Source organism: Xanthomonas campestris pv. badrii (assembly GCF_012848175.1).
Taxonomy (GTDB): Bacteria; Pseudomonadota; Gammaproteobacteria; order Xanthomonadales; family Xanthomonadaceae; genus Xanthomonas; species Xanthomonas campestris_C.
In genome coordinates, this window is the sequence record NZ_CP051651.1 from 2,173,829 (window position 1) to 2,186,269 (window position 12,441).

Annotated in this window: 12 protein-coding genes; 6 read left to right on the forward strand and 6 right to left on the reverse strand. The window is 65.3% G+C overall.

What is annotated here, in order from left to right; translation table 11 throughout:
* Position 1 precedes the first annotated feature (1 nt).
* From HG421_RS09155 to cmk, 4 genes are all read right to left on the reverse strand, one after another.
* Complete coding sequence (locus tag HG421_RS09155) at positions 2-307, reverse strand: lipopolysaccharide assembly protein LapA domain-containing protein (RefSeq protein ID WP_064510730.1); 306 nt, start codon at positions 305-307, stop codon at positions 2-4.
* Between the two features lie 67 nt (positions 308-374).
* A complete protein-coding gene (locus HG421_RS09160; RefSeq protein WP_002805779.1) occupies positions 375-686 on the reverse strand; it encodes an integration host factor subunit beta in 312 nt (103 codons plus the stop codon).
* Between the two features lie 88 nt (positions 687-774).
* Positions 775-2,460: a 30S ribosomal protein S1 gene (rpsA, locus tag HG421_RS09165; protein WP_029220061.1), complete on the reverse strand. Its 1,686-nt coding sequence runs from the start codon at positions 2,458-2,460 to the stop codon at positions 775-777.
* Positions 2,461-2,642: 182 nt separating this feature from the next.
* Positions 2,643-3,326, reverse strand: coding sequence for a (d)CMP kinase (gene cmk / locus HG421_RS09170; protein ID WP_169706125.1), 684 nt, complete (start codon positions 3,324-3,326; stop codon positions 2,643-2,645).
* Between the two features lie 174 nt (positions 3,327-3,500).
* On the opposite strand from cmk, the gene ykgO reads away from it, so the two are divergent.
* The 6 genes from ykgO (at position 3,501) to HG421_RS09200 (ending at position 8,210) form a co-directional block, all read left to right on the forward strand.
* Positions 3,501-3,626: a type B 50S ribosomal protein L36 gene (ykgO, locus tag HG421_RS09175; RefSeq protein ID WP_005913193.1), complete on the forward strand. Its 126-nt coding sequence runs from the start codon at positions 3,501-3,503 to the stop codon at positions 3,624-3,626.
* Between the two features lie 219 nt (positions 3,627-3,845).
* A complete protein-coding gene (locus HG421_RS09180) occupies positions 3,846-4,187 on the forward strand; it encodes a hypothetical protein (RefSeq protein ID WP_169706126.1) in 342 nt (113 codons plus the stop codon).
* 235 nt (positions 4,188-4,422) lie between these two features.
* The gene (locus HG421_RS09185; protein WP_169706127.1) at positions 4,423-5,457 is read left to right on the forward strand and encodes an agmatine deiminase family protein; all 1,035 of its coding nucleotides are present in this window, start codon (positions 4,423-4,425) and stop codon (positions 5,455-5,457) included.
* A gap of 111 nt (positions 5,458-5,568) precedes the next feature.
* Complete coding sequence (locus HG421_RS09190) at positions 5,569-6,453, forward strand: carbon-nitrogen hydrolase (protein ID WP_169706128.1); 885 nt, start codon at positions 5,569-5,571, stop codon at positions 6,451-6,453.
* Between the two features lie 4 nt (positions 6,454-6,457).
* The gene (locus HG421_RS09195) at positions 6,458-6,997 is read left to right on the forward strand and encodes a GNAT family N-acetyltransferase (RefSeq protein WP_169706129.1); all 540 of its coding nucleotides are present in this window, start codon (positions 6,458-6,460) and stop codon (positions 6,995-6,997) included.
* Positions 6,978-8,210 (forward strand): TraB/GumN family protein, encoded by a 1,233-nt coding sequence (locus tag HG421_RS09200; protein ID WP_169706130.1) that lies wholly within the window; start codon positions 6,978-6,980, stop codon positions 8,208-8,210. The genes HG421_RS09195 and HG421_RS09200 overlap by 20 nt, the downstream gene beginning before the upstream one ends.
* Positions 8,211-8,328: 118 nt before the next feature.
* On the opposite strand, the gene HG421_RS09205 is transcribed toward HG421_RS09200, so the two are convergent.
* Positions 8,329-9,222, reverse strand: a complete 894-nt coding sequence (locus tag HG421_RS09205; RefSeq protein WP_169708143.1) for an endonuclease/exonuclease/phosphatase family protein — start codon at positions 9,220-9,222, stop codon at positions 8,329-8,331.
* 74 nt (positions 9,223-9,296) lie between these two features.
* Positions 9,297-12,434 (reverse strand): discoidin domain-containing protein, encoded by a 3,138-nt coding sequence (locus HG421_RS09210; protein WP_169706131.1) that lies wholly within the window; start codon positions 12,432-12,434, stop codon positions 9,297-9,299.
* Positions 12,435-12,441: the final 7 nt, after the last annotated feature.

A 12,441-nucleotide genomic window follows, 5' to 3' on the forward strand; every position in this document is an offset into this window, starting at 1 on the left:
CTCAAAGTCCATCGAGGGGGCGCGGCTCGACGGCGGCAGGCGCAACAGGCCTGGCGTCGGCACGACTGACCACGACAGCCTTGTTGGCCTGGCGCAGCTTGGAATAGAGGGGAATGACCACGCTGACCAGCACCATGCCGGCACCGATCAACACACCGACCAGCAGCGCGACGATGATCGCGACCCCGGAGGTCGTATGCACACTGGAAAACAGGAAATCGAGAGTGACGTCCTGGGAATTGACCGCACCGATGATCAGGCCGACCAACAGGAATGCCAGCATCACCAGCAAGCGAAACACCTTCATCGCGAGACTCCGTCGGGAAGGGGCCTAGCTTAACCGAGCCGACATAAACGCAGCGGTAGAGCTGCCGTCAGTCTGCCGCATCGGCCAGATCGACCGGTACCACGGAGCTGACGCGCTCGCGCAATTCCTTGCCTGGCTTGAAGTGCGGAACATGCTTGCCCGGCAACGCGACCGATTCGCCGGTCTTGGGATTGCGCCCCAACCGTGGCGGGCGGTAATGCAGCGAGAAACTGCCGAACCCGCGGATTTCGATCCGATCACCATCGGACAGCGCCTGCCCCATCATCTCCAGCAGCGACTTGACTGCCAGATCCACATCGTCCGACTTCAGATGCGCTTGGCGTCGCGCCAGGATTTCAATCAATTCGGACTTGGTCATGGGAAGACTTGCTTTTTTCGACTGACACATCGGAATCGGCCCGGGCAAGCCCGGGCCGATCCATCACGCTCGCAAGAGCGCTACGCGCTTACTCGGACTTGTTGTTGTTCAACTGCGCACGCAGCAGCGCGCCCAGCTGCGTCATGCCGCCCGACGCAGCGGAGGACTGGTACTCCTCCAGCGTTTCGCGCATTTCGGCATCGTCCTTGGCCTTGATCGACAGCTGCAGGGTGCGGCCCTTGCGGTCCATGCCCACGAACTTGGCTTCGATCTTGTCGCCGACCTTCAGGTGCTGGGTCGCATCGTCCACACGCTCGTTGGCGATGTCGCGTGCAGCGACGTAGCCTTCGATGCCATCGGCCAGGTCGATCGTGGCGCCCTTGGCATCCACTTCACGCACCACGCCTTCGACCTTCGAACCCTTCGGGTTGGAGGCCATGTACTGGCCGAACGGGTCCTGCTCCAGCTGCTTGACGCCCAGGCTGATGCGCTCGCGTTCCGGGTCCACTGCCAGCACCACGGCTTCCAGCGTGTCGCCCTTCTTGTAGTTGCGCACCACATCTTCGCCGGTGGTGTTCCAGCTGATGTCGGACAGGTGCACCAGGCCGTCGATGCCGCCGTCCAGACCGATGAAGATGCCGAAGTCGGTGATCGACTTGATCTGACCGGACACCTTGTCGTTCTTCTTGTGGGTCGCAGCGAAGGTTTCCCACGGATTGGCGGCAACCTGCTTCATGCCCAGCGAGATGCGGCGACGCTCCTCGTCGACATCCAGCACCATCACTTCGACTTCGTCACCCACCTGCACGACCTTGGACGGGTTGACGTTCTTGTTGGTCCAATCCATCTCCGAGACGTGCACCAGGCCTTCGACGCCCGGCTCGATCTCGACGAATGCGCCGTAATCGGTGACGTTGGAGACCTTGCCGAACACGCGGCTGTTGGCCGGGTAACGGCGGGCGATGTTGTCCCACGGATCTTCGCCCAGCTGCTTCAGGCCGAGGCTGACGCGGTTACGCTCGCGATCGAACTTCAGCACGCGCACGTCCAGCTCGTCGCCGACGTTGACGACTTCGGACGGATGGCGCACGCGCTTCCAGGCCATGTCGGTGATGTGCAGCAGGCCGTCGATACCGCCCAGGTCCACGAATGCGCCGTAATCGGTCAGGTTCTTGACGACACCCTTCAGGATCGCGCCTTCCTGCAGCTTGTCCATCAGCTGCTCGCGCTCTTCCGAGTGCTCGCTCTCGACCACTGCACGACGCGACACCACGACGTTGTTGCGCTTGCGGTCCAGCTTGATCAGCTTGAACTCGAGCTCCTTGCCTTCCAGGTAGGCCGGGTCGCGCACCGGGCGCACATCCACCAGCGAACCAGGCAGGAACGCGCGGACATCCTTGATGTCCACGGTGAAACCACCCTTGACCTTGCCGCTGATGCGGCCGGTGATGGTTTCGTTCTTTTCCAACGCTTCTTCCAGTTCGTCCCACACCATCGCGCGCTTGGCCTTCTCGCGCGACAACACGGTCTCGCCGAAGCCGTTTTCGATGGAGTCCAGCGCAACCTTGACCTGGTCGCCCACGCCCACATCGATCTCGCCAGCGTCGTTACGGAACTGCTCGATCGGCACGATGCCTTCGGACTTCAGGCCAGCGTTGATCACCACCACGTCGCCGCGCACTTCCACGACGGTACCGGTGACGATGGAGCCCGGCTTCAGCTTCGCCAGATTGGCTTGACTGGCTTCGAACAGTTCTGCAAAAGATTCTGTCATTTGAATTTACTCAGTTGAACACACGGGCGCCGATCGTCGGATTGCGACAGAGACGGACCGCCCAGCCTGTTGGTCGACCCCAACAACGGGTCGGATTGGAAGTAGTAGAACCGCCACGCAGGATGCGCGACGGAGCTTTGGAACGCCTTACGGTCGGCGGGACAAACCCGCTTGGGAAACGCTTACGACGGCGCGCGGTCTGCTAGCAACCCGACCACACGCTGGGCGACATCCTCGATCCCGATTCCGCTGGTATCGATCAGCACGGCGTCTTCGGCCGGCCGCAATGGCGCCACCACCCGCTGCGCATCCCTGGCATCTCGGGCCATGATCTCGCGCAGCAGGTCGTCAAAGATAACCGAAACACCCTTTTCCATCAACTGTTTATGGCGACGGCCCGCACGTTCTTCGGCACTGGCGGTCAGGAACACCTTGAAGGCGGCATCGGGGAAGATCACCGTGCCCATGTCGCGACCGTCGGCAACCAGCCCGGGCGCGCGCCTGAATGCGCGCTGGCGCTCCTTCAGGGCAGTCCGGACCTCCGGGATCGCGGCAATGGCTGACGCCAGTGCGCCAGTGGTTTCCAGGCGCAATTCGCTGGTGGCATCCACCCCGTTGACCAACACCCGCAGCCCCGCCTCGCCTGCGTCATCGAATTCCACGCGCGTATCGAAGGTACAGCGCACCAGCGCGGCCGGGTCGGACACATCCAGATCGGCCCAGCTCGCCGCCACACCCACCGCGCGGTACAGTGCGCCCGAATCGAGGTAATGCCAGCCCAGGCGGGTGGCCACGATCCGGCTGACCGTGCCCTTGCCGGCACCGGACGGGCCATCGATGGTGAGAACAGGCGACAGGTCGGTCATTCAGGTTTCCGGAAGGGCATCAGGCGGTAGTGTAACGCCGCTCGCCGCCACTGCGCTGCAACCACTTGAAAGCACGACGAAAAGCCGGTTAGAATTGCCGGCTTAATTGCGAGTGCACCCTCGAACCGTGGGCACTCTTCCCATCGAACCCAACCGTTTACACCGAGGTGTGCCATGAAAGTCCTGTCCTCCCTGAAGTCTGCGAAGACCCGTCACCGCGACTGCAAGGTGGTCCGCCGCCGCGGCAAGGTCTTCGTGATCTGCAAGTCGAACCCGCGTTTCAAGGCGCGTCAGCGCTAAGCCTTTGCGGCGCGTGGAAGACCCGAGAAAGCCGCCCTCCGGGCGGTTTTTTCTTGGTCGGCGTGCGACTGCCGGACAGTCGGCCGGACCGTCAACACCCAGGCCGCTCGCCGCAGCGCCGGACTGCATCACCGGGCGCTGCGCGACCGGCATCAACGCCTGTCGCGGTTTTTTGCTGTAATCACCATCTTGAATCTTGTCGACTGGGGAGTAGATGACATGCGCAACCGTTTGTTTGTGATGCCGCCGATCATGCTGACGATCGCACTGATGGGGATCAGTGCCGTCGCGTCGGCCGACACGCTGCTGATCGATCGTGCACAGCAGACACCCGCCGCCGCCCTGCCCTTGCGTGGCGACAGCATGAGCCAGGTGGAAAGCCGTTACGGCACGCCGCAGGAAAAGCTCGACCCGCGTGGCGGCCAGAAGCGCCAGTGGCCGACGATCCATCGCTGGGTGTACCCGGCGTTCACCGTGTACTTCGAAAAGAGCAAGGTGATCGACGTGGTGGCAAACCAGGCCGATGCCAACGAGATTGGGCCGAAGCCGCCGATCAAGTAATCGCCCCCACGCTCGGCCGCCAGTACAGGCAGGCATCTGCATGCCACACCACTGGCTCAGCGGTCTGGCATGTCGGCCTGCTGCATCCGTCAGCAGCCGGACATGTGGCGCTGCGAATCTGCACCAAGGCCTGACGCGTGACTGTGCGTCAGGATCGCAAGAGCCTGCACCCGGGTGCAGGGTATCGATGAACGTCCGGGCGGTTGCCCGGACACCAAGATGAGTATTGCCAGGCATGACCGACCGTCTTCGCTTCCCCGCCGAATGGGAACCCCAATCCGCCGTGTTGATCGCGTGGCCACACGCCGGCACCGACTGGGCCGAGCGCCTGGCCGATGTGGAAGAGACCTATATCGCGTTGGTGACGGCGATCGCCCGCTTCGAGCCGGTGGTCATCTGCGTGGCCGACGACGATCTGCAGATCTATGCCGAGGCGCGGCTGCGCTCGGCGCGGCTGGACATGGCGCGCGTGCGTTTCGTGGTGGCCGCCTATAACGACACCTGGCTGCGCGATTCGGGCCCGATCACGCTGCGCCAGGATGCCGGCTTCCGGCTGATGGATTTCCGCTTCACCGGCTGGGGCGGCAAGTTCGAAGCCAGCCTGGACGACCAGTTGGTGAGTTCGCTGGATGCGGCGCAGGTGTTCGTGCCCGCCTCGGTGCAGACCGTGGATTTCGCGCTGGAAGGCGGTGCGATCGAAACCGATGGCGCCGGCACCTTGCTGACCACCTGGAAGTGCCTGCACGAGCGCCACCCGCAGCGCAGCCGCGAATCGCTGAGCAGTGATCTTGCTGCATGGCTGTCGCAGGATCGCGTGCTGTGGCTGGACCATGGCTACCTGGAAGGCGACGACACCGATGCGCACATCGACACGCTGGCGCGCTTTGCCGGCCCGGATGCGATCGTCTACCAGGGCTGTGATGTCCCCGGCGATTCGCATTACACCGAGCTGCAGGCGATGGGGGCCGAACTGGCCGCACTGCGCACCGCCGATGGCCAGCCATACCGCCTGTTCGTGCTGCCGTGGGCACAGCCGATTCTCGACCAGGGCCGCCGCCTGGCCGCGTCCTACGCCAACTTCCTGATCGTCAATGGTGCGGTGTTGATGCCGGCCTATGGCGATCCGGCCGATGCTGCCGCGCAGGCTGTGCTGGCCGACGCCTTTCCGCAGCATGAGATCGTGCCGGTGCCCTGCCGTGCGCTGATCTGGCAGAACGGCAGCCTGCACTGCCTGACCATGCAGTTGCCGGCCGGCCTGCTGGCCGCCTAGCCCTCGCATTCGTTGCGGCGATCCATGCGCCGTGTCGTTCCTGTTCCGGCCGGCAGGCCGGTGTTCCGCCATGACGCGCTACCGTAGCGCGTCTCCCAGTTGGATGTAGCCATGACCCGTCATCTCCTTTCCGTCGCGCTGATCCAGGAGCGCAACCACGGCGACGCCGAGGCCAACCTGGCCGTCATCGAATCGCGCGTGGCCGAAGCCGCCGCGCAGGGCGCCAAGCTGGTGCTGTTGCAGGAACTGCACAACGGTGCGTATTTCTGCCAGCACGAGTCGGTGGAGGAATTCGATCTGGCCGAGCCGATTCCCGGCCCGAGCACCGAGCGCCTCAGCGCGCTGGCCAGGCAACACGGCGTGGTGCTGGTCGCCTCGCTGTTCGAGCGGCGCGCGGCCGGCCTGTATCACAACACGGCGGTGGTGTTCGAAACCGACGGCCGCCTGCTCGGCAAGTACCGCAAGATGCACATCCCCGACGACCCGGGCTTCTACGAGAAGTTCTACTTCACTCCGGGCGATCTGGGCTTTACGCCGATCGACACCTCGGTGGGCCGCCTGGGCGTGCTGGTGTGCTGGGACCAATGGTATCCGGAAGCGGCGCGGTTGATGGCGCTGGCCGGTGCGGAGCTGCTGCTCTACCCCACCGCAATCGGCTGGGACCCGGACGACCAGCAACCCGAGCAGGAGCGTCAGCGCGATGCGTGGATCCTGAGCCATCGTGGGCATGCGGTCGCCAATGGCGTGCCGGTGCTGTCGTGCAACCGCGTCGGCCACGAGCCCTCGCCGCTGGGCGCATCGGGCATCCAGTTCTGGGGCAACAGCCATGTGCTGGGACCGCAGGGCGAGTTCATTGCCGAAGCCGGCCAGGAGCCGACCGTGCTGATCTGCGATGTCGATCTGCAGCGCAGCGAACACGTGCGCCGCATCTGGCCGTTCCTGCGCGACCGGCGTATCGATGCGTATGGCGACCTGCTCAAGCGCTACATCGACTGACCGCATGCGCGTCGAGTTGCGTGCTGTCCGCGCGGCGGACATCCCGGCGATCACTGCGATCTATGCGGAGCAGATCGCCGGGTGCAATACCTACGAATACAGCGCGCCATCCAGCGAGCAGATGCGCTCACGCGTGGACGCCGTGGTGGATGCGGGCTACCCCTACCTGGTCGCAGAACGCGATGGTGCGGTGGTCGGCTACGCGTATGCAGGCAGTTACCGCGCGCGTGCAGGCTACCGCTGGACCGTGGAGAACTCGATCTACGTGGCCGAAGGCCAGCAGGGCCACGGCATCGGCAGCGCCCGGCTCGGCGAACTGATCGCACTGTGCGAACAACGCGGCTACCGGCAGATGATTGCGGTGATCGGCGATGCCGACAACCAGGCCTCGCGCCGGCTGCATGAACGTTTTGGATTCCGCACGGTCGGAGTCTTCAGCGGGATCGGCCGCAAGCACGGTCGCTGGCTGGACAGTGTGCAGATGCAACGCGCACTCGGCTCCGGCGACACCACCCCTCCTTCTGATGAATACCCCCATGACTGAGCAGCTCCCCCACGTTCTGGACGATGCGCTGTCCGGCCAGCCGCATCGCATCGTCGAACGCGATGGTGTGCGCTACACCCTGCTGGGTACCGCGCATGTGTCGCTGGCCAGCGTGGCCGCGGTGCAACGGGCGATCGGCAGTGGCCGTTACGACGCGGTGGCCGTGGAACTGGATACGCAGCGGCTGCAGGCGCTCAGCGACCCGGATGCGCTAGCCCGCCTGGATCTGGTGCAGGTGATCCGCAAAGGGCGCGTGGCGCTGTTTGCGGCCAATCTTGCGCTGGCGGCGTATCAGCGCCGGCTGGCCAAACAATTGGGCATCGAGCCGGGCGCCGAATTGAAGGAGGCCGTCAATCTGGCACGCGCGCAAGGGTTGCCGGTATATCTGATCGACCGCGAAGTCGGGCTGACCTTCAAGCGCGCCTCCGGACGGCTGGGCTTCTTCGGCAAGATGAAGCTGGCCGGTGGCCTGCTCGGTGGCCTGTTCGCCGCCGACGAGGTGGGCGAGGAAGAGATCGAAAAGCTCAAGCAGGGCGACATGCTGGAGGCGAGCTTCGGCGATTTCGCCAGCGAAAGCCCCGAGCTGTACGAGACCGTGATCGCCGAGCGTGATCGTTACATGGCCACGCGCCTGCGCGAGGAAGCCGACGGCGGCCGGCGCGAGGTGCTGGCGGTCGTGGGCGCCGGCCACCTGGCCGGACTTGCGCGGCACCTGGAGCAGGACACCGATGCGCCCGGCCCGTTGCGCGAGTCGCTGGAATTCGTGCAGCAGCGCAAGCGCGTGCCCTGGATCACGCTGGGCATTCTGGCGGTGATCATTGCCGGGATCGGCATCGGCTTCTGGCGCGGCGGCCTGAGCATGGGCGCCGACTTGCTGCTGCAATGGGCGATGTATACCGGTGGCATGGCGGCACTGGGCTGCCTGCTGGCCGGCAGCCACCCGCTGAGCATCCTGACCGCGGCGGTGGTGGCACCGTTCAAACCGTTCCGGCTGAGCGTGCCGACCGGGGCATTTGCCGCGCTGGTCGAGGTCCATATGCGCAAACCGGCCTATGGCGATTTCCTGTCGCTGCGCGACGACGCGCAGACGCTGCGCGGCTGGTACCGCAATCGCGTGTCGCGCGTGGTGCTGACTTTTTTGCTGACCAATTTCGGCAGCATGGCCGGGGTGTGGCTGGCCGGCGTGCAGATCTTCAATCGCCTGCATGGGTGAGGATGGTGGCGCTGCGCCGTCGCTTGCCGCAGGAGCGCGCCCGGGCGCGATGAAGCATTACCGGTAGCGCCCCATCGCGCCCGGGTGCGCTCCAACGGCCGCTATCGCTTGCGCGCTGCTACGGCGCGGACTGCGCCAGCGGTGCCAACTGCAGGCGTACCCACACGCCATAGTGATCCGATGCCCAGCGACCTTCGGCATACGGGGTGTCGAACAGGATGCGCGCTTCGCGTGCAAGCAGACGGTTCTGCTGGAAGAACACGTGATCGATGCGCGCCGGCGTGCCGAAGACATGCAGGTTCAAGGTGCTTGCCTCGGCAGCGCCGTTGCGATGCACGCTGCCGTAGCTGTCGCCATAACCTTTGCGTAGCGCCTCCAGGTCCAGCGCATCGGCGGCGGTATTGAAATCGCCGGCGATCACCATCGGCGCCTGTGCACTGGTGGAGCCAATGAACTCCAGCAGATCGGCCACCTGGCGCGTTCGCGTGGCGGTGCCGCGCGCATCGGCGCGTTCGTTGAGATGGGTGACGTAGATATTGACCGGCTGGCCGTCGACATCCACCTGCAGATGCGCGGCAACGCGATAGTCGTCCAGCGGCTGCAGCAGGCGCTGGTGGCCGGCCAGCACCTTGCGTCGGCTCAGCAGCGCATTGCCGTAGCGCTTGGGTGCACCGATGGGATCGACCGAGGCGAACATCACCTCGTAGCCCAGCTTGCGCGCCAGCCAAGTGGCCTGGTTTTCCACGCTGCCGCGCCGCTCGATGACCTCCTGCAGTGCGATCACGTCCGGCGCCAGCTGCCTGAGCTCCTTGGCGATATGCGCGCGACGGCCCGGCCAGTCCTCACGGTCGTGGTGCAGGTTGAGCGTGACCAGGGTCACCTCGCGCGACTGCGTGGTGGAAGCAGTCGCCGACCCTGAACTCGTAACCACGGCGGCGCCGCGCTGTTGCGCTTGATCCGTCTGGAGCTGCGATTGTGCCGGCGCTGCCTGGGCAGCGGCAGCGCACGCCATCCACAGCGCCACCGCAGCCAGCATCACGCCAAAAGGGCGCCACTGCCCTGCCCGTCCCGGACAAGGCACGCGCGTCATTGCGTGGCCTTTTCGGCCCGCCGCACCGCGCTGGGCACATCGATCTGCACCGTGGCCGGCAGTTGCTGGATGCGCAGCTCGCCGTTGAGCCAGTCCACGGTTTCGCCATTGACGCTGGCCTTGCCGGGTTCGCCCTGGTACGGCCAGGCGAACACCACGCCACCCGGCGGCATCAGCAGGCCAGGCTGCAGCTGCAGCACCAGCTGTTTTTCGCTGCGCTGCAAGGTGTAGTTGAGGCGTCCGTAAGGCGTGCGCAGTTCGGCGATGCCGATCCCCTTGCCTTCGAACCAGCGCGTCGGGGTACCGGCGGCGATCACCACGCTCTGATCCGATTCGCGGGTATAGGCGAACATGTCCAGCACCGAGCGCACGAAGTCCGAGGCCACCCAGGCATGCGGCAGGTCGCCGACGAAGAACGGTTTACGCGGCGTGCGCGAGACCACTTCGGCCCACTGGTTCCACGGCTGCGGTGCGCGATCCTTGAAGAAGAACGCGGTGGCGTCCCAGGCACGCTCGCGCCAGCCCAGGCGCACGAACGCGGCGACGTTGCGCCACTCGTAGGGGGTGTAGTCCTTCCATTCGCGCTTGCTGTCGCGACGGTCGGAAAATTCCTTCCAGTAACGCTCGAAGGTGTTGCTCAACAAGTCCTGCGGCAACCGCTGTTGTTCGCCGCCCGGGGTCAGCGCGATGGTGGTGGAGGTGGCATCGAAATCGCCAAGCTCGGCCGAGCCGGGCAAAAAATCCAGGCTGTGCTGGCGTACTGCCGCACCCAGCGAGGCGATCAGGTCACCGCTGAACTCATCGCGTGCAGCGCCGAAGCGGGCGACATCGTCCGGCTTGTCGAGCGCGCCGGCCAGCATCGCCGCGTCCTTGTAGCCGCGCAGCGCCCAGAAGTTGTCCCAGTAAGAATGCACCGGCTTGGCCGAATAGCCTTCATGGCTGATCGACACCGGCATCATTCCGTAGAAGGCCGGGTTGCGCATGAAGTTGTCTTCGGTGCGTTCGCTGGCGCGCAGTTTTTCCATGTAGTCGACCGCGCCGGTGACGTGCGGCCACATCTTCTCCAGGAACGCCCTGTCGCCGGTGTAGCGGTAGTACTCGGCGATGTTGTAGATCAGCTCGCCATGGCTGTCGTTCTCCGGCACCGGGTCGCTGCCGCGGTCGTCCACGCAGCACGGCACCATGCCATCGGCGAATTGATACGGCGCGAACCAGTCCACGTAGTCGCGCACCACGTCTTCGCGGCCGAGCCGCAACAGCCCTTCGGAGATCATTGCGCCGTCGCGGATCCAGCTACGCGAGTACGAGCGCGTGCCCGGCTGCAGACGCGGGCCGATGCGCGAGATCAGCATGTGCGCCAGCGCCGTACGCAAGGTATCGACCACCGGCTTGCCTTCGGCCGGCACGCTGATGCGCACGCGATCGAGCTTGCCGCGCCACTGCTGCGCAACCTGTTGTTGCGCAGCCTCCGCATCGAAGCCGGCAGGCAACTGCGCAGTGCCGGTCTGCGGGATCACCAGCGCCACCTCGCGGCGTTGGCCCGGTTCCAGCTTCCAGCGATACAGCAGCACACCCGAGGCCAGGCCGGTTTCGTCCTTGACCTGGGTCGTGGTGGGCGGCGTGGCGGCGGTGAGATGGCTGACGTCCATGCCGCTGTCGAAGGCACTGGCGAAGCCGGCATCCGGGCGCTGCGCCGCGAACACGCGCGGCTTGCCGTTGACGCTGACCTGGGCGCCATCGACGGTGAGCTGTTCGATCCGGCTGACGCCGCCCAGGGTATTGAGGAACTGCGACGGCGGATTGACCTGGAACGGACGCACCGCCAGGGCCAGGGTGAACTCGCGTGCGTCCTTGCCGGTGTTGTGCAGCTGGTAGCGCGCGACCAGTTGCGCCTGCTCCGGGGTACCCTGCACGAATGCAGTGACGCGCAGGTTCATCAGGTCGTGGTGCCAGTCGACGCTGGGAATCGGCAGGTAGTCGTCCTGCAGGCTTTGCTCGCTGCTGACGTCGGACCAGTGCAGCAGCTTGCCGCCGGTGACCACGAACGGTTCGATGCTGAAACCGCCCTTGCCCACTTCCACCGCACCGTCTTCGCCGATCAGGCCCTGTTCGGTGCCGCCGTCCAGACCGAGAATAGTCCAGTACGGCTGTTCGCCGGAGAAGCCGCGCGGATAACTGCCGCGTGGCAATTGCGCCGCCAGCGACTTGATGAAGTCGTTGGGCGTGGCCGCGAACGCCAACGGTTGCAGCTGCACTTCCTTGATGCCGTAGCGCCAGTTCGGGCCGTCCTTGAGGTCGAAGCGCAGGTAGCGCGCTTCGGTATCGGGCAAGGCCAGCCAGTCGGTGCCCCCGGCACCGGCGGTGACGGTGCGCAGATCGCGCCAGCTACGTCCGTCGCTGGAGGAGCGCACTGCATATTGCGATGCCTGCAGGCCGGGCACCCACTGCACCACCGCGCCGCCGAATTCACGCACCTTGCCCAGGTCCAGGGTGACGGTCTGCTGCTTGACCGCGCCACTGAGCCAGAAGGTCTCCGGCTTGCCGTCGGCCAGGCGTTGTTGCAGCGCCGGCGCGGTATCGGCGATGGCCTCGGCCTTCAGCGGCGAGGTGTCCTCTGGCGGCAGCGGCGTCAACGTCAGGCGGTCGAAGCACACCGTGCCCTTGCCGCCCACCTTGTTGTAGATGGTGAATTCCACATCCGCGCTGCTGCGCAGTTGCTTGTCCGCACCCGGGCCCCAGGCTTTTTCGATGTTGCGCTTGCGGTAGTTGAACGTGGTCCAGTTCTTCGGGAAGTTGAAGCCCGGCCGGTTGACCCACCACACGTTGTCGCCGCTGGCGTCGATCAGCTTGAGCTGCAGGTCGTTGGAGGGCGACTCGCCGCGCACGGCGAACGACATCCGGTAATTGTCCGGATAGGTGATCGGCAAATTGCGACGAATGCCGACATAGCCGGACACGCCATTGAAGTTGTAGTCCATGCACAGCGCATGTCCACCCGAGGGCGTGGCGATCGGCCGCAGCGAACCACTGACCTGGTTGGACACCACCAGGCGCCAGGCGCCGACGTCGTTGAAGCCGTCGAGCACGCGCTCCTGCGCCTGCGCTGTGCCCGCAGACGTGACGAAAGCGGCCATGGCACAC

Bases quoted from the DNA above. Each gene is read 5' to 3' on its own strand.
- HG421_RS09155 (WP_064510730.1), bottom strand. From the start codon at position 307: ATGAAGGTGTTTCGCTTGCTGGTGATGCTGGCATTCCTGTTGGTCGGC.
- HG421_RS09160 (WP_002805779.1), bottom strand. From the start codon at position 686: ATGACCAAGTCCGAATTGATTGAAATCCTGGCGCGACGCCAAGCGCAT.
- rpsA (WP_029220061.1), bottom strand. From the start codon at position 2,460: ATGACAGAATCTTTTGCAGAACTGTTCGAAGCCAGTCAAGCCAATCTG.
- cmk (WP_169706125.1), bottom strand. From the start codon at position 3,326: ATGACCGACCTGTCGCCTGTTCTCACCATCGATGGCCCGTCCGGTGCC.
- ykgO (WP_005913193.1), top strand. From the start codon at position 3,501: ATGAAAGTCCTGTCCTCCCTGAAGTCTGCGAAGACCCGTCACCGCGAC.
- HG421_RS09180 (WP_169706126.1), top strand. From the start codon at position 3,846: ATGCGCAACCGTTTGTTTGTGATGCCGCCGATCATGCTGACGATCGCA.
- HG421_RS09185 (WP_169706127.1), top strand. From the start codon at position 4,423: ATGACCGACCGTCTTCGCTTCCCCGCCGAATGGGAACCCCAATCCGCC.
- HG421_RS09190 (WP_169706128.1), top strand. From the start codon at position 5,569: ATGACCCGTCATCTCCTTTCCGTCGCGCTGATCCAGGAGCGCAACCAC.
- HG421_RS09195 (WP_169706129.1), top strand. From the start codon at position 6,458: ATGCGCGTCGAGTTGCGTGCTGTCCGCGCGGCGGACATCCCGGCGATC.
- HG421_RS09200 (WP_169706130.1), top strand. From the start codon at position 6,978: ATGAATACCCCCATGACTGAGCAGCTCCCCCACGTTCTGGACGATGCG.
- HG421_RS09205 (WP_169708143.1), bottom strand. From the start codon at position 9,222: ATGGCGTGCGCTGCCGCTGCCCAGGCAGCGCCGGCACAATCGCAGCTC.
- HG421_RS09210 (WP_169706131.1), bottom strand. From the start codon at position 12,434: ATGGCCGCTTTCGTCACGTCTGCGGGCACAGCGCAGGCGCAGGAGCGC.